Raw genomic sequence first — 15,312 nt, forward strand, 5'->3', positions numbered from 1 at the left:
AAATGACTGCGTACCAAGAAGACATCGAGGCCATCGAAGCCCTCAAGGAGCAGAACGGCTCCGGCTGGGATGCCATCAACCCCGAGTACGTCGCCCGCATGCGGGCGCAGAACCGCTTCAAGACGGGCCTCGAGATCGCCCAGTACACGGCCGACATCATGCGCCGCGACATGGCAGAGTACGACGCCGACTCGTCGGTGTACACGCAGTCGCTCGGCGTCTGGCACGGCTTCATCGGGCAGCAGAAGCTCATCTCGATCAAAAAGCACCTCAAGACCACGAACAAGCGCTACCTCTACCTGTCGGGCTGGATGGTCGCCGCGCTCCGGTCAGAGTTCGGCCCCCTGCCCGACCAGTCGATGCACGAGAAGACCTCGGTGCCGGCGCTCATCGAAGAGCTCTACACGTTCCTTCGCCAGGCCGACGCCCGCGAGCTCGACCTGCTCTTCACACGGCTCGACGAGGCACACGCCGCCGGGGACGAGACCTCGGTCGAGTTCCTCCAATCGCAGATCGACAACTACGAGACGCACGTGGTGCCGATCATCGCCGACATCGACGCCGGCTTCGGCAACCCCGAAGCCACGTACCTCCTCGCCAAGAAGATGATCGAGGCGGGCGCCTGCGCCATCCAGATCGAGAACCAGGTCTCGGATGAGAAGCAGTGCGGCCACCAGGACGGCAAGGTGACGGTTCCGCACGAGGACTTCATCGCGAAGCTGACCGCGGTCCGCTATGCGTTCCTCGAGCTCGGCATCGACAACGGCATCATCGTCGCCCGCACCGACTCGCTCGGCGCCGGGCTCACGCAGAAGCTCGCCGTCACGAGCCATCCCGGAGATTTGGGCGACCAGTACAACTCCTTCCTCGATGTCGAAGAGATCTCAGAGTCTGAACTCGGCAACGGCGACGTCGTCATCAAACGTGACGGCACGCTCCTGCGCCCGAAGCGTCTGGCCAGCAACCTGTTCCAGTTCCGGGCCGGCACGGGCGAGGCGCGCTGCGTGCTGGATTGCATCACGTCGCTGCGCAACGGTGCCGACCTGCTGTGGATCGAGACCGAGAAGCCGCACGTCTCGCAGATCGCCGGAATGGTCGACGAGATCCGCAAGGTGATCCCCGACGCGAAGCTCGTCTACAACAACAGCCCGTCGTTCAACTGGACCCTCAACTTCCGCCAGCAGGTGTACGACCTGCTCGTGGAACAGGGCGAGGATGTCTCGGGCTACGACCGCGCCGATCTGATGAACGTCGGGTACGACGGCACGGAGCTCGCTCAACTGGCCGACGAGAAGATCCGCTCCTTCCAGAAGGACGGTTCGGCCCGCGCCGGGATCTTCCACCACCTGATCACACTGCCGACCTATCACACGGCGGCCCTGTCGACCGACGATCTGGCCAAGGGCTACTTCGGCGACGAGGGCATGCTTGCCTACGTGAAGGGTGTCCAGCGCCGCGAGATCCGCGAGGGGATCGCCACCGTCAAGCACCAGAACATGGCGGGCAGCGACATCGGCGACAACCACAAGGAGTACTTCGCCGGTGAGGCGGCCCTCAAGGCCGGCGGCAAGGACAACACGATGAACCAGTTCGGCTGAGCGCTGACCGAAACGACGCAACGGGAGGGGGCGGATGCTGCGGCATCCGCCCCCTCCTGTTGCGAGGTGGTTGCGAGGCGCTGCGCGGTTGATGCAGGTGATGCGCTCCTGTGATGCACGTGATGCTATCCTGACGGCATGCGAACGACTCTCTCCATCGACGACCGGCTTCTCGAGGAGGCCAAGGCGCAGGCCGTCCGGCGCGGGCAGACGCTCGGGCAGTACGTGGAGGATGCACTGCGTGCCGGTCTCACGCGGGACGAGACCGGGAACGCTCCGTCGATCCCGGTCTTCACCAGGGGGACCGGTATGCGAGCGGGCATCGACCCCAGCTCGAACCGTGCCCTCTACGATGCCCTCGACGAGGCCGGCGACCTCTCTTGATCGTGCTCGATGTGAACGTGCTGATCGCGGCGTTCCGATCCGATCATGTCCACCACACTCAGGTGCTCCCTTGGCTGCGACGCACGCTCGATGATGCGGTGCCGATCACGGCGCCCGACACGGTCTGGGTGGGCTTCGTCCGGCTCACGACGAACCACCGCATCTTCGAGGTCCCGGCCACGCTGGAGGAGTCCTTGGCGTTCGTGAGCGCGATGACCGCACAGCCGACCTACGTGCACGTCGGCGGACTGCTGCGAAACCTCGGCACATTCGTCGACGTCTGCCGAGAAGCATCCGCGATCGGAAATCTTGTGACAGACGCCTACATCGCCGCCATCGCCGTGGCCCGTGCCTGCCCCGTCGCGACGCTCGATCGTGACTTCCGCCGGTTCGAGGGCCTGAAGATCGTCACGCCCTCGCCCGCCTGACGTATCCGCGGACGTTCGGTCCAGCCGCCCCGGAGCCGCCCCGGCATCCGTCCGCGCGTCGGACTACGCTCATAGGCGTGACTGAACGCGCCCCCCTCACCCGCAAGCCCACGCTCTCGAAGAAACTGAGCGCCATCGCCGAATCGGCCACGCTCAAGGTCGACGCCAAGGCGAAGGCCCTGCAGGCCGCAGGTCGGCCGGTCATCTCCTTCGCGGCGGGCGAGCCCGACTTCGCGACGCCGCAGTTCATCGTGGATGCCGCGGCCGCCGCCCTCCACGACCCGGCGAACTTCCGCTACACGCCGGCTGCCGGGCTGCCGGTGCTGCGAGAAGCGATCGCGGCGAAGACCCTCCAGGACTCGGGTCTCGCTGTCGACCCGTCGCAGATCATCGTCACGAACGGCGGCAAGCAGGCCGTGTACCAGGCATTCCAGGCGGTCGTGAACCCCGGCGACGAGGTGCTGCTGCCTGCCCCGTACTGGACGACGTACCCCGAGGCGATCGCCCTGGCCGACGGCGTGCCCGTCGAGGTGTTCGCGGGTGCCGACCAGAACTACAAGGTCACCGTGGAGCAGCTCGAAGCGGCGCGCACCGACCGGACGACCGCGCTCGTCTTCGTATCGCCGTCGAACCCGACGGGCGCGGTCTACACTCCCGACGAAACCCGCGCGATCGGCGCCTGGGCCCTCGAGCACGGCATCTGGGTGATCTCCGACGAGATCTACCAGAACCTCGTCTACCCCTCGACGGGCTCAGGGCAGCCGGGCGACGCGTCGGCCCTCACGCGTGCCGTGTCGATCGTCGAGGCGGTCCCCGAGCTGGCCGGCCAGACGATCCTCGTGAACGGCGTCGCCAAGACCTACGCGATGACGGGTTGGCGCCTGGGCTGGATGGTCGGCCCGAAGGATGCGATCAAGGTCGCCGCGAACCTCCAGTCGCACTTGTGCAGCAACGTCAACAACATCGCGCAGCTCGCCGCGCTCGCCGCGCTCACCGGGCCGCAGGACGAGGCCGAGCAGTTCCGCCTGGCGTTCGACCGCCGCCGCCGCCTCATCGTGAGCGAACTGGCGAAGATCGAGGGAGTCACGGTACCGACCCCGCTCGGCGCGTTCTATGTGTACCCCGACGTGCGCGGCCTGCTCGGCCGTGAGTGGCGGGGCAAGACCCCGACGACGTCGCTCGAGCTTGCCGACCTCATCCTCGAGGAGGTCGAGGTGGCGGCCGTTCCGGGTGAGGCATTCGGCCCGAGCGGGTACCTCCGGCTCTCGTACGCGCTCGGCGACGACGCCCTGCTCGAGGGCGTGCGCCGCATGCAGGAGCTCTTCACGTAGAACCGCGCTACAGCTCGATGCCGACCAGTACGGGCTCGGGTTGCAGCACCAGGCCGAACTCGGACTGCACACGGCCCTGGATGAACCGGGCGAGCTCCGCGAGCTCCTCGGCGGTACCCTGGCCGCGGTTGGTGAGTGCCAGCGCGTGCTTGGTCGACAGGGCCGCGCGCGAACGCGGGAGCTTGAACCCCTTGCGCAGCCCGGAGTTCTCGATGAGCCATGCGGCGCTGACTTTCACGTCCGCGGCGACGGACGCCGGCGGCGCGACGACTCCGTCGTATGCCGACAGAGGAATGATCGTCACCGGATCGATGTCGGGGGTCATCGGCCACTGCGGGCACTCGGCCGGGAGCGTGCGGGCGAACGACGCCGACACCACGGCGTTCTGAAAGAACGATCCGGCGCTGTACGTGTCGGGGTCGGCGTCATCGAGCACCATGCCCTTCGAGCGCCGCACCGCGAGCACGTGATCCCGCACCCACGCGAGCGACACGGCTGCACCGTCGGCAAGGCCGAGCGCACGGCGCAGCTGGGAGCCGACCACCTCGCGTTCGCCGGCGCCGACCTCCTCCAGGTCGAATGTGACCGACAGGATCACGGCGGGGCGGGCCGCCACGGATCCGTAGTGGTGCTTGAACACCGAGGTGCGGAAGCCGAGGCCGAGTTCCGCCGCCGGCACCGTGGAGACATCCCCCGTCGCCTCGTCGAGCAACTCCACCTCGACGAGCGTCTGCGCGATCTCCTGGCCGTAGGCGCCGACGTTCTGCACGGGCGCCGCCCCGACCGTGCCCGGGATGCCCGACATCGCCTCGATCCCGGCAAGGCCTTCCGCCACGGCGAACGCCACGAGGGCGTCCCAGTCGTGGCCCGCCTGCACCCGGAGCCGCGCGAACCCGCTTCGGGGAGACGGGGTTCGCTCGATGCCGCTCGTGCGCACGCGGACGACCGTCCCGTCGAAGGGCTGGTCTCCGACGAACAGATTGGACCCGCCTCCCAGCACGAGCCAGTCATCCCCCGACGCCCACGTGTCGCGCACGGCCGCCACGAGTTCCTCGGTCGTCAGTGCGTCGATCATCCGCGTCGGCGCCCCGCCGGTGCGCAGCGTCGTGAGGGTCGACAGGGGAACGGGTGTCACTTCGGGCATCGGCATCCGCCTAGGCAAGCCGGACGCGGACCTGCGCCTTGCCGAGCACCGTCGTCTCGCCGTGCTTCACGGTGAGATCGATGCGCGCGGTTCCGGCGGCGGCATCCACTTCCGCCGCCTTCGCGACGATGTGCAGGTCGGCACCGGAATCGGGGTCGACGACGACCGGACGCGTGAAGCGCACGCCGTACTCCGTGATGCGGCCGGAGTCGCCGAGCCACGAGACGAGGGTCGAGACGGCGACGCCCATCGTGAGCATCCCGTGGGCGAGCACGCCGGGCAGCCCGACGGACGCGGCGACGTCGTCCCGGTAGTGGATCGGATTGAAGTCTCCGGATGCCCCGGCGTAGCGCACGAGCGACTCGCGTGTCAGGTGCACGGTGCGTTCGGCGACGATGTCTCCGACCGCGGGGTTCATGACTCACCCCCGCCGACCAGAAGAACGGATGTCGCGGTCACGACGTGCTCGCCATGCACGTCGCGGATCTCGGCGTCGCTCGTGACCATCGCGTTGCCGCCGAGCGCACGGATGCCCGAGACGGTCAACCGCCCGGTGAGCTCGTCGCCGGCGACGATCGGCCGCGAGTAGGCGAACCGCTGCTCGGCGTGCAGCACATGCGCGAGCTCGATGCCCGAGTCGGGCTCGGCCAGCAGCTGCTGGAGCGTCTGGTCCTGGATGACCATCGCGAAGGTCGGCGGCGCGACGACGTCGGCATAGCCGAGCGCCCGCGCGGCCTCGGGATCGAAATGCTGCGGATCGTCGGCGAAGACGGCGCGCGCGAACTCCCGCACCTTCTCGCGCCCCACCAGGTAGGGGGATGTCGGCGGGAATGCTCGGCCGACCAGCTCGGGGTTCACAGGCACCCGGCCATCCTACCGATCCTCGGTGGGGCGCTCCTTGGCGTCGCGCGGCCCGCTACTGGTCGAGGTAGATCGTGTCGTCGATCACCCAGCTGCCATCGACCTGGATGAGGGTGTACTCGATCTCCGAGATCGCGTCGAAGCCCGGGACGGGGTTGTTCTCCTCGTCGAGGTAGCTCGTGTAGGTCTCGTCGGTGCGCACCGTGATGACGCCGGCGTCCGTGGTGACGTCGGTCACCTTGAGCTCGTAGTCATCCGTCGCGTCCTGGAAGCCTGCGGCTGCCTCTTCGAAGGCGGCGCAGTCCGGCACGCCGACGGCGGTGCGCAGGTCCTCCGTCGTGACGGCCTGGAGCGCGTCGCAGTCGCCGTCCTGCCATGCCTCGTCGTACGCCTCGACGGCCTCGATCGCTGCGTTCTCATCGGCGCTGTAACGGCCGGCGGTGAACGTCTGCACGAGCATCGGGATGAAGATGATGCCGAGGATGACGAGCACGAGGAAGGCGCCGCCGAGGATGACAGGAAGCACCCAGCCTCGACGGGCGGGGGCGGCCGGCGGCAGCACGGCGGCCGTCTGCGTGTACGCTCCCGGGGTCGCGGCAAGCGCGTCTTCGCCCGGCGCAGGAGTCACGGCATCCGCCGGCGCAGGAGTCACGGCATCCGCCGGCGCAGCGATCTCGCCTTCGCCCGGTGCCGTGCTCGGCGCGGCCTGTGCGTGCTCGGTCCATTGCGCGCCGTCCCACCAGCGCAGGACGCCGTGACCGTCGTCGTACCAGCCAGGAGGTGTGGATGTCATCGTGGGCCCCGTCCGCAGGGGAGGAAAGCCCCGCTCTCACACCTTATCCGGGCCCCCGTCGTCTCCGAGGCGCAGCGCCAGCGCGCTCACCTGCTCGGAGAGGTGGCGCATCTGTCCGCGGGTCGCCGCCTCCTCGTCGTCGCGGCCGCGTGAAATGCGCTCCCGCACCCACGACGACAGCGTCGCGGTGGTGATTCCGAGCACCGCGACGCCGCTCAGCATGAGCGCGACGGCGACGAGCCTTCCCACGACGGTGACGGGGGTGTAGTCCCCGTAGCCGACGGTCGTGATCGTGACGAATGCCCACCAGATCGCGTCGCCGAAGCTCTGGATCGTCGCGCCGGGCGCGCCGCGCTCGGCCTCGAGCACCGCGAGCGAGCCCATCCAGATCAGCAGCAGCACGGCGGCGCTGCCGTAGATGATGATCCGGGTGCGCAGTGCGCTGCCCACCGTGCGCCGCAGAGCGGCCACCATCGTCAGCACCCGGAGCAGCCTCAGTGGCTTCAGCACCGGGAGCACCACGACGAGCAGATCGAAGATGTGCGCCCGGAACCACTGCGCCCGCTGCTGCTGGAGGCTCAGGCGAACGATGTAGTCGAGCACGAACACGCACCACGTCGCGAAGATGATCGAGAGCGTGAGGTTCCTGGCGGGACCCGCGAGCTCGGCGATGACCTGCCACGAGTAGGCGACGAGGAACGCGAGCGATGCGATGACGAGCGGCCAGTAGGTCAGCTGCTGCCATCGCTCCTCGGTCATGAGGGAACTCTAAGGGCCCCTTCCCCGCTCCCTTCGATGCCCCGCCGCGCCAGGGCGCATGGCCCTGATGCCTATCGGAGCGGTTGCGTCAACCCCCCGCCTGATTCCCCCGCACCGGCCTACCGTCACGACATCCGCAATCCGAAAGGACATCACCATGACTACTGCACGCGACATCATGAGCACCGACCCGCGGTGCGTTCGCGAGGACGAGACCCTGGTCGACGCCGCCCGGCTCATGCGAGATCTGGATGTCGGAGCCCTGCCCATCTGCGGGCGCGACAACCGGCTCAAGGGCATGATCACCGACCGGGACATCGTCGTGAAGTGCCTCGCGGAGGGGGGCGACCCCGCCGGCACGACCGCCGGCAGCCTGGGCGAGGGCAAGCCGATCACGGTGCGCGCCGACGACGACATTCGAGACGCCCTGCAGGTGATGCAGGATCACCAGGTGCGCCGCCTCCCGGTGATCGACGGCCACGATCTGGTCGGCATCATCAGCCAAGCGGACATCGCCCGATCGCTGTCGGCGACCGAGACCGGAGAGACCGTGGCGGAGATCTCCGAGGATTAGCCGTCGCGGTTCGCGGACGCGTCGGTGGTCATCGTCGGTCCGGCCGCCGCCAGATCGCCGTCGGGGTCGCGGTGGCCCGGCGTCATCCCGGCTCGCTGCTGCGCCTCGAGCAGTTCGGCCTCCGCGCCGCCGACGGCCTCGCCGCGGGCGACGAGCCCGGCGACGTCCGACAACGGGATCTGCTTGAGGAAGAGCGAGAGGACGAATGCGAACGCGATGAACGGCACGAGATACCAGAAGACCGGGGCGAGTGCGTCGGCGTAGGCGTTGACGATGCCGTCACGGGTGCCCGCGGGCAGTTGGCTCAGGGTCTGCGGGTCGAGCGTCGCGGTCGCGTTCGCCGAATCCGTCGCGGAGGCACCGGCCTGCGTGAACACCTCGCGCAGGTTCTCGGTCAGTCGCGTCGTGAACAGGGTGCCGAACACCGCCGTGCCGAGCGCCGCGCCCACCTCGCGGAAGTAGTTGTTCGTGCTGGTCGCGGTGCCGATCTCTGCCGCCGGCACGGCGTTCTGAACCACGAGCACGACGACCTGCATGATGAGGCCGAGGCCGGCGCCGAAGAAGAACAGGAACACGCAGATCAGCCAGATCGGCGTGGACGCGGTCAGGGTCGTCATCGCGATCATCGCGAGACCCGTGACGATCGTCCCGACGATCGGGAAGATCTTGTACCTCCCGGTCTTGGCGATCAGGATCCCGGACGTGATCGAGGTGCCCATGAGGCCCGCCATCATCGGGATCATCAGCAGACCGGATGCCGCGGCGGACGTGCCGGAAGACATCTGCAGGAACGTCGGCACGAAGCCGATCGCGGCGAACATGCCGATCCCGAGCGTCAGACCGATCGCCGTCGCGTTGACGAAGATCGGGTTGCGGAACAGGCTCAACGGGATGATCGGATCGGTGGCCTTCGCCTCGGCGATGATGAACGCGCCGACCGCGGCGATCATCCCGACGCCCCATGCCCAGGTCTCGGGCGCATCCCATCCGTGGTCGCGGTCTCCGCCGAAGTCCGTGAAGAAGATGAGACAGGTCGTCGCCGCCGACAGGAAGAGCACTCCGAGCACGTCGATCGGCGCGGTGGCCTTCTTGTCGGGCAGGGTGAGGGTGAACAGCGCAATGACGAACGCCGCGATCCCCACCGGGATGTTGATGTAGAACGCCCACTGCCAGGTCAGGTGATCGACGAAGAAGCCGCCGAGGAGGGGGCCGGCGACGGCGGAAAGGCCGAAGACCGCGCCGAGGGGGCCGAGGTACTTGCCGCGCTCCTTCGCCGGCACGATGTCGGCGATGATGGCCTGCGACAGGATCATCAGCCCGCCGGCACCCAGGCCCTGCATGGCCCGGAACACGACGAACATCCAGAAGTCGGTGGCGAATGCGCATCCGATGGATGCGAGTGTGAACAGCGCGATCGCGACGAGGAACAGCCTGCGCCGACCGAGCACGTCTCCGAACTTGCCGTAGATGGGCATCACGATCGTGGTGGCGAGGAGGTACGCCGTCGTGATCCAGACCTGGTGCTCGACCCCGCCGAGCTCGCCGACGATCGTGGGCATCGCGGTCGAGACGATCGTCTGGTCGAGGCTGGCGAGGAGCATGCCCGCGATCAGGGCGCTGAAGATGATCCAGATTCTCCGCTTCGTGAGCAGCAGAGGCGCTTCGGGCGCGGCAGGAGCAGTCATTCGGGATCCGTTCGGGGTTCGGGAAGTCAGCGGGTGAGAAGTTCTCGGGCGACGGCGAGCCGCCGGAGGAAGAGGGTGCGGAAGTCTTCGCTGTTCTGCTCGAAGTACTCCGTCATGGCGGGGCGGATCAGGGCGCCGAGCAGCTGCACGAGGGTCGCGGCGCGCGGGTCACCCGGGACGAACCCCTCGCGTCGCTCGACAAGGGCGATGTCGTGGCGCTCGCCCTGTGCGGCCACCTCCAGGAAGTGGGCGAACAGCTGCGGCTCCCTCCGGAAGGCCTGCCCCAGCTCGTCGATGTCGTCGCGGTTGAAGTCCATCCGCTCCCAGCGGGCGATCATCAGCTCGGCGAACTCGTCGACCAGTTCGTCGCGGGGCGACGCGCTGGATGCGAAGTCCTCCTCCAGGTCTGAGGCGTCGGCCCGAACGGGGATTCCGATGACCGCATTCTCCTTGGAGGCGAAGTAGTTGAAGAAGGTACGGCGCGAGACGCCGACCTCGGAACAGAGCTGCTCGATCGTGAAGCCCGACATCCCACGCTCGGCGGTGAGCCTGCGCGCCTCCACCCGCAGCGCGCGAGAGGTCGCGAGAACTCTCCGCTCGCGCAGACCGTTTGCACCATTCGACATGTAGTGCATTTTTGCACTTCAGACACAATAAGGCAAGTTTGCTCCATCGGAGGACGGGTGATCAACCAGCCGTTCTTCTCGGTGCGATACCCTTGCGCGGCATACCGTGCCGACGCGCGGCCACGCGTTCATCAATTGAAGAGGTTCGATCATGGCGAAATCCACCAAGGCGGAAAAGGCGGCCGAAACCGCACTGAGCGCGGCGGCCGCGGCGGCGAAGGACGCGAAGCGGCTGAGCAAGACGCTCCCGAAGAAGGACGCCAAGAAGCTCCGATCACTCGCGGAAGACGCGAAGGACGCCTCGGACGCTTCCAAGAAGAAGATCCACCGCCAACCCAAGAAGGTGCAGAAGAAGGCGGTAGCCGCGATCGAGTTGCTCGACAAAGCGGTCCACAAGGTCGAGGGCAGGCTGGCCAAGGAGAGGAAGGCTGCGGCGAAGAAGGCCGCCGCCAAGCACCCGGCGCTGATCGAACCGCCGACGCACTCGAAGCGGGAGCCGGCGAAGACCCCCGCCCCCACCGCGAGGCGCGCCACGGTGACCAAGGCGCCGGCAGCGGCGAAACCTGCGGCCGCCGCACGAGGCCGCGTCATCGCTGCGGGCGCCCCGGCCGCGACCGTCAACGACCTGTCCGGGCTGACGGTCGTCCAGCTGCGCGCCCGTGCCCGCGCCGCGGGAAGGTCGGGTTTCTCACGGCTGACGAAGGCGCAGCTGGTCGCGCTTCTGTCGTCCTGACCCGGCCGTGCAGGAGAAGCTGAACAGACTGTCCGCCGCGCCCCCGGCGCGCACACTGATCGACGTCCTCAAGGAGTCCGCCGCGCGATACCCGGAGGCATCCGCGCTCGAGGATGCGGCCGGCGCGCTCAGCTACGCCGAACTGCTCGCGCACGTCTGGCGGACCGCTGCGCGCCTCGTCGACCAGGGGGTGCGTCGCGGCGACCGCGTGGGGGTGCGGATGCCCTCCGGCGGCCGCGACCTGTACCTGTCGATCCTCGGGATCCTGGCCGCGGGGGCGGCATATGTTCCCGTCGACGCCGACGACCCGCAGGAGCGCGCCGATCTCGTGTTCGGCGAGGCGCGTGTTCGCGGAGTGATCACCGGGGCCGGGGCATACCGGCCTTTCGAAGGCGCTGCCATTACCGGCGCGGACGACAACGGGCTCTTCGCGGGGGAATCCCCGCACCCGCGCTCGCGGACCATCGTCACGGTGCCGCCGCCCACCGAGGAAGACGACGCCTGGATCATCTTCACGTCGGGGTCGACGGGCGTTCCGAAGGGCGTCGCCGTCACCCACCGCTCGGCGGCGGCGTTCGTCGACGCGGAGGCCAGGCTCTTCCTGCAGGATGCGCCGCTCGGGCCCGGCGACCGGGTGCTCGCGGGTCTGTCGGTCGCGTTCGACGCCTCGTGCGAGGAGATGTGGCTGGCGTGGCGGCACGGCGCGTGCCTCGTGCCGGCACCCCGCGCCCTGGTCCGCTCGGGCGAAGACCTCGGTCCCTGGCTGCTCGGCCACGGGATCACGGTGGTCTCGACGGTGCCGACGCTCGCGGCCCTGTGGCCGATGGACGCGATCGAGAACGTCCGGCTGCTGATCTTCGGCGGCGAGGCGTGCCCGCCCGAGCTGGTGGCTCGCCTCGTGGGCGAGGGCCGGGAGGTCTGGAACACCTACGGGCCCACGGAGGCCACGGTCGTCGCGTGCGCCGCGCTCATGGACGGTGCGGGTCCGGTGCGCATCGGTCTGCCGCTCGACGGCTGGGCACTGGCCGTCGTGGACGGCAGCGGTGAGCGAGTGGCCGACGGCGAGATCGGCGAGCTCATCATCGGTGGCGTTGGCCTTGCCCGCTACCTCGATCCGGCGAAGGACTCCGAGAAGTACGGGCCCATGCCGACGCTGGGCTGGGAACGCGCCTACCGCTCGGGCGACCTCGTGCGCGCCGACCCCGAAGGGCTCGTGTTCCAGGGCCGTGCCGATGACCAGGTGAAGGTCGGCGGACGGCGCATCGAGCTCGGCGAGGTCGAGGCGGCCCTGCAGGCGCTGCCCGCGGTCAGCGCGGCCACCGTCGTCGTGCAGCGCACCGAGGGCGGCGTTCCGCTGCTCGTCGGCTACGTCGTACCCGCGGCAGGGTTCGACCGCCAGTCCGCTCGGGCGGAGCTCTCGGAGACGCTTCCCGCGCCCCTGATCCCCGTGCTCGCCGTGATGGACGAGCTTCCGGTGCGCACGTCGGGCAAGGTCGACAAAGCCGCCCTGCCCTGGCCCCTCATCGACACGGATGCCGCGGACTCGTCCCTCTCGGGCACCAGCGCGTGGCTCGCCGAACAGTGGCTCGCGGTGCTCGGCATGCGGCCGACCGACGAGAACGCCGACTTCTTCGAGCTCGGCGGCGGTTCGCTCGCGGCGGCTCAGCTCGTGTCGCGCATCCGCACCCGCGCCCCCGAGTTCACGATGGCCGACGTCTACGACCTGCCACGGCTCGGCCGGATGGCGGATGCCGTGGAGTCCGAGGCATCCGAGCAAGACGCGATTCCGGCGACGTTCAGCACCCCCCGCCCGACGCCCCGCCTCATGCAGTGGGTGCAGAGCGTCGCGGGCGTGCCCCTTTTCATCCTGTCCGGTGTGCGGTGGGTGCTCTGGCTGCTCACCGCGAGCTGGATCCTGCAGCTCGTGCCGGGCTTCGATTTCTTGCCGGATGCCCCACTGTGGGCGATCCTCGTCGGGCTCCTGTTCTTCGCCACCCCCTTCGGTCGGATGGCGATCTCGGCCGGAGCGGCCCGGCTGCTGCTCGTCGGGCTCGAGCCCGGGGACTATCCCCGCGGCGGCGCCGTGCACCTGCGTCTGTGGCTCGCCGAGCAGGTGGCGCACCAGATCGACCCCGTAGGCCTCGCCGGGGCGCCGTGGGTCACGTACTACGCCCGCGCGCTCGGGGCGAAGATCGGGCCGAACGTCGACCTGCACGCCCTGCCCCCCGTGACCGGCATGCTCGATATCGCCGAGGGCGCGGCCATCGAGCCCGAGGTCGACCTGTCGGGCTACTGGATCGACGGCGACACCGTCCGCATCGGCGGCATCCGGATCGGCGCGAACGCCACCATCGGCGCGCGCAGCACTCTCGCACCCGGCACGAAGATCGGCCGGAACGCCGAGATCGCGCCCGGCTCGGCAGTGTTCGGCCGGGTGCGCGCCGCGCAGCGCTGGGCGGGCTCGCCCGCGGTCCGCATCGGCGGAACGTCGAGCCCTCTCGCACCCACCCGCCCGCCCGCGCGGGTGCGGTGGCTCTGGGCGTACGCGGCCTCCTCCGCGGTGCTGGGCCTGCTGCCGTTCCTCGCCGCCGCGGTCGGCGGGCTCGTGATCGCGCAGGGCATTCGGGGGGCGACATCCATCTCGGCGGCGATACCCGGAGCACTGATCTGGATCGTCCCCGCCACCCTCGTCACGGGCCTCGCGTTCGCGGGGGCCGTGCTCGTGCTGGTGCGCCTGCTCTCGCTCGGCCTCGACGAGGGCGTGTTCCCGATCCGCAGCCGCGTCGCCTGGCAGGCCTGGAGCGTCGAGCGTCTGCTCGATTCGGCGCGCACCGTTCTCTTCCCCATCTACTCGAGCCTGTTCACCCCGGTCTGGCTGCGCATGCTCGGCGCGCAGGTCGGCCGCGACGTCGAGGCATCCACCGTTCTGCTCCTCCCCTCGATGACGACCATCGACGACGGCGCCTTCCTGGCCGATGACACGATGGTGGCCACGTACGAATTGAAGGGCGGGTGGATGCGGCTGGCCCGCGCCCGCATCGGCAAGCGGGCGTTCCTCGGCAATTCGGGGATGGCCGCAGCGGGTCACCGGGTGCCCCGCGACGGCCTCGTGGCCGTGCTGTCCGTCGCGCCCGAGAAGGCGAAGCCGGGCTCGTCGTGGCTCGGTTCACCCGCCGTCCGCTTGAGGCGCGTCGTCAACGACGCCGATCTCGAACGCACCTACAACCCGCGCCCCGGACTGCGCGTCGCCCGCGCGGTGTGGGAGCTCTGCCGCTTCGTTCCGGCCGTCGTCTCATGCCTCCTCGGCCTGGCGGTCCTGCTCGCCCTGGCGTGGCTCATCGAGTCGTGGGGCCTGTGGGCGGCGCTCGTGCTGTCGGGGGTCGTTCTCCTGCTCGCGGGCGCCGTCGCCGCCGCGATCACGACGGTCGCGAAGTGGGTCATCGTCGGTCCGATCCGTCCCGGCGAGCACCCTCTCTGGTCGAGCTTCGTGTGGCGCACCGAGGTCGCCGACACGTTCACGGAGCTCGTCGCGGCGCCCTGGTTCGCCAACGCCGCCGCCGGCACGCCCGCGCTCGCGATGTGGCTGCGCTCGCTCGGCGCGACCATCGGCAGGGGTGTCTGGACCGACAGCTATTGGCTGCCCGAGCCCGACCTCGTGACCCTCGGCGACGGCGCGACCGTCAACCGAGGATGTGTGCTGCAGACGCATCTGTTCCATGATCGGGTGATGAGCATCGACAGGGTGAGCCTCGAGGCGGGCGCGACCCTCGGTCCGCACAGCGTGATACTCCCCGCCGCCACGATCGGCGCCGACGCGACCGTGGGGCCTGCCTCGCTCGTCATGCGCGGCGAAGCCGTTCCCGTGGGGAGCCGGTGGAGCGGCAATCCGATCGGGCCGTGGCGAGCCGTCAAGGTGCGCGCCTACCAGTCGGCCGGCGCATGACGGGCGACCCCTACGTTCCGCAGAGCGGTGACCCCGGCATCCGCGTCGAGCACTACGACCTGGCCATCGACTACAAGGTCTCGACCAACCGGATGAGCGGCACCGCCGTCATCCGCGGCCGGGCGCTGATCGCCGTCAACGCGATCACGCTCGATCTCGTGGGCCTCCGGGCCAGCCGCGTCCGGGTGGACGGCGACAGGTCGGCGGCGTTCCGTCAGAACGACCGCAAGCTGCGCATCTCGCTCGGGACCGCTCTCGCCGCAGGCGATGGATTCACGATCACCGTCGCCTACGCGGGTGCGCCGCGCCCTCGCCGCTCCCGCTGGGGGACGATCGGCTGGGAGGAACTGGAGGATGGCGCCCTGGTGGCATCGCAGCCCACGGGCGCGCCGACGTGGTTCCCCTGCAACGACGTGCCGTCCGACAAGGCCAGGATCCGCCTCGCCTTCACGA

General features: G+C 69.3%; 14 protein-coding genes and 1 pseudogene. 8 read left to right on the forward strand and 7 right to left on the reverse strand.

Going from position 1 to position 15,312, the window contains the following annotated elements:
- Positions 1-2 precede the first annotated feature (2 nt).
- The 4 genes from VNT50_RS10340 (at position 3) to VNT50_RS10355 (ending at position 3,741) form a co-directional block, all read left to right on the forward strand.
- The gene (locus VNT50_RS10340) at positions 3-1,598 is read left to right on the forward strand and encodes an isocitrate lyase (RefSeq protein WP_325485032.1); all 1,596 of its coding nucleotides are present in this window, start codon (positions 3-5) and stop codon (positions 1,596-1,598) included.
- Between the two features lie 138 nt (positions 1,599-1,736).
- Entirely contained in the window at positions 1,737-1,982 is a 246-nt protein-coding gene (locus tag VNT50_RS10345; RefSeq protein ID WP_325485033.1) for a hypothetical protein, read from the forward strand.
- A gap of 2 nt (positions 1,983-1,984) precedes the next feature.
- On the forward strand, positions 1,985-2,410 hold the full coding sequence (locus VNT50_RS10350; RefSeq protein WP_325485045.1) for a TA system VapC family ribonuclease toxin: 426 nt from the start codon (positions 1,985-1,987) through the stop codon (positions 2,408-2,410).
- A gap of 77 nt (positions 2,411-2,487) precedes the next feature.
- Positions 2,488-3,741: a pyridoxal phosphate-dependent aminotransferase gene (locus tag VNT50_RS10355; protein ID WP_325485034.1), complete on the forward strand. Its 1,254-nt coding sequence runs from the start codon at positions 2,488-2,490 to the stop codon at positions 3,739-3,741.
- Positions 3,742-3,748: 7 nt separating this feature from the next.
- Here the strand turns inward: VNT50_RS10355 and VNT50_RS10360 are convergent, their stop codons facing one another.
- The 5 genes from VNT50_RS10360 to VNT50_RS10380 are packed head-to-tail and all read right to left on the reverse strand — an operon-like array spanning position 3,749 to position 7,298.
- Positions 3,749-4,885 carry a UDP-N-acetylmuramate dehydrogenase gene (locus VNT50_RS10360; RefSeq protein WP_325485035.1) on the reverse strand — a complete coding sequence of 379 codons (1,137 nt, stop codon included), beginning with the start codon at positions 4,883-4,885 and terminating at the stop codon, positions 3,749-3,751.
- A gap of 10 nt (positions 4,886-4,895) precedes the next feature.
- The gene (locus VNT50_RS10365) at positions 4,896-5,303 is read right to left on the reverse strand and encodes a MaoC/PaaZ C-terminal domain-containing protein (protein ID WP_325485036.1); all 408 of its coding nucleotides are present in this window, start codon (positions 5,301-5,303) and stop codon (positions 4,896-4,898) included.
- The gene (locus VNT50_RS10370; RefSeq protein WP_325485037.1) at positions 5,300-5,749 is read right to left on the reverse strand and encodes an FAS1-like dehydratase domain-containing protein; all 450 of its coding nucleotides are present in this window, start codon (positions 5,747-5,749) and stop codon (positions 5,300-5,302) included. Before VNT50_RS10370 ends, VNT50_RS10365 begins: the two co-directional genes overlap by 4 nt.
- 52 nt (positions 5,750-5,801) lie before the next feature.
- Positions 5,802-6,539 (reverse strand): DUF2510 domain-containing protein, encoded by a 738-nt coding sequence (locus tag VNT50_RS10375; protein ID WP_325485038.1) that lies wholly within the window; start codon positions 6,537-6,539, stop codon positions 5,802-5,804.
- Positions 6,540-6,575: 36 nt separating this feature from the next.
- Positions 6,576-7,298 (reverse strand): potassium channel family protein, encoded by a 723-nt coding sequence (locus VNT50_RS10380; protein WP_325485039.1) that lies wholly within the window; start codon positions 7,296-7,298, stop codon positions 6,576-6,578.
- Between the two features lie 157 nt (positions 7,299-7,455).
- On the opposite strand from VNT50_RS10380, the gene VNT50_RS10385 reads away from it, so the two are divergent.
- Positions 7,456-7,872: a CBS domain-containing protein gene (locus VNT50_RS10385; RefSeq protein ID WP_325485040.1), complete on the forward strand. Its 417-nt coding sequence runs from the start codon at positions 7,456-7,458 to the stop codon at positions 7,870-7,872.
- Here VNT50_RS10385 and VNT50_RS10390 read toward each other — a convergent pair.
- Together VNT50_RS10390 and VNT50_RS10395 are read right to left on the reverse strand one after the other, a co-directional pair.
- On the reverse strand, positions 7,869-9,557 hold the full coding sequence (locus tag VNT50_RS10390; RefSeq protein WP_325485041.1) for an MDR family MFS transporter: 1,689 nt from the start codon (positions 9,555-9,557) through the stop codon (positions 7,869-7,871). The genes VNT50_RS10385 and VNT50_RS10390 overlap by 4 nt on opposite strands.
- 26 nt (positions 9,558-9,583) lie before the next feature.
- A complete protein-coding gene (locus tag VNT50_RS10395) occupies positions 9,584-10,183 on the reverse strand; it encodes a TetR/AcrR family transcriptional regulator (RefSeq protein WP_325485042.1) in 600 nt (199 codons plus the stop codon).
- A gap of 151 nt (positions 10,184-10,334) precedes the next feature.
- Here VNT50_RS10395 and VNT50_RS10400 point away from each other — a divergent pair, with 151 nt between their 5' ends.
- The 3 genes and pseudogenes from VNT50_RS10400 to VNT50_RS10410 form a co-directional block, all read left to right on the forward strand.
- Positions 10,335-10,916 carry a hypothetical protein gene (locus VNT50_RS10400; protein WP_325485043.1) on the forward strand — a complete coding sequence of 194 codons (582 nt, stop codon included), beginning with the start codon at positions 10,335-10,337 and terminating at the stop codon, positions 10,914-10,916.
- Positions 10,917-10,923: 7 nt separating this feature from the next.
- On the forward strand, positions 10,924-14,859 hold the full coding sequence (locus tag VNT50_RS10405; RefSeq protein WP_325485044.1) for a Pls/PosA family non-ribosomal peptide synthetase: 3,936 nt from the start codon (positions 10,924-10,926) through the stop codon (positions 14,857-14,859).
- Positions 14,856-15,312, forward strand: a pseudogene (locus tag VNT50_RS10410) (M1 family peptidase); the annotation flags it as partial. The gene VNT50_RS10405 and the pseudogene VNT50_RS10410, both read left to right, overlap by 4 nt.

Source organism: Microbacterium sp. (genome assembly GCF_035554235.1).
Classification (GTDB): domain Bacteria; phylum Actinomycetota; class Actinomycetes; order Actinomycetales; family Microbacteriaceae; genus Microbacterium.

Coding starts and splice junctions, on each gene's coding strand:
- VNT50_RS10390 (WP_325485041.1), bottom strand. CDS start 9,557: ATGACTGCTCCTGCCGCGCCCGAAGCGCCTCTGCTGCTCACGAAGCGG.
- VNT50_RS10395 (WP_325485042.1), bottom strand. CDS start 10,183: ATGTCGAATGGTGCAAACGGTCTGCGCGAGCGGAGAGTTCTCGCGACC.
- VNT50_RS10400 (WP_325485043.1), top strand. CDS start 10,335: ATGGCGAAATCCACCAAGGCGGAAAAGGCGGCCGAAACCGCACTGAGC.
- VNT50_RS10385 (WP_325485040.1), top strand. CDS start 7,456: ATGACTACTGCACGCGACATCATGAGCACCGACCCGCGGTGCGTTCGC.
- VNT50_RS10380 (WP_325485039.1), bottom strand. CDS start 7,298: ATGACCGAGGAGCGATGGCAGCAGCTGACCTACTGGCCGCTCGTCATC.
- VNT50_RS10345 (WP_325485033.1), top strand. CDS start 1,737: ATGCGAACGACTCTCTCCATCGACGACCGGCTTCTCGAGGAGGCCAAG.
- VNT50_RS10360 (WP_325485035.1), bottom strand. CDS start 4,885: ATGCCCGAAGTGACACCCGTTCCCCTGTCGACCCTCACGACGCTGCGC.
- VNT50_RS10375 (WP_325485038.1), bottom strand. CDS start 6,539: ATGACATCCACACCTCCTGGCTGGTACGACGACGGTCACGGCGTCCTG.
- VNT50_RS10340 (WP_325485032.1), top strand. CDS start 3: ATGACTGCGTACCAAGAAGACATCGAGGCCATCGAAGCCCTCAAGGAG.
- VNT50_RS10365 (WP_325485036.1), bottom strand. CDS start 5,303: ATGAACCCCGCGGTCGGAGACATCGTCGCCGAACGCACCGTGCACCTG.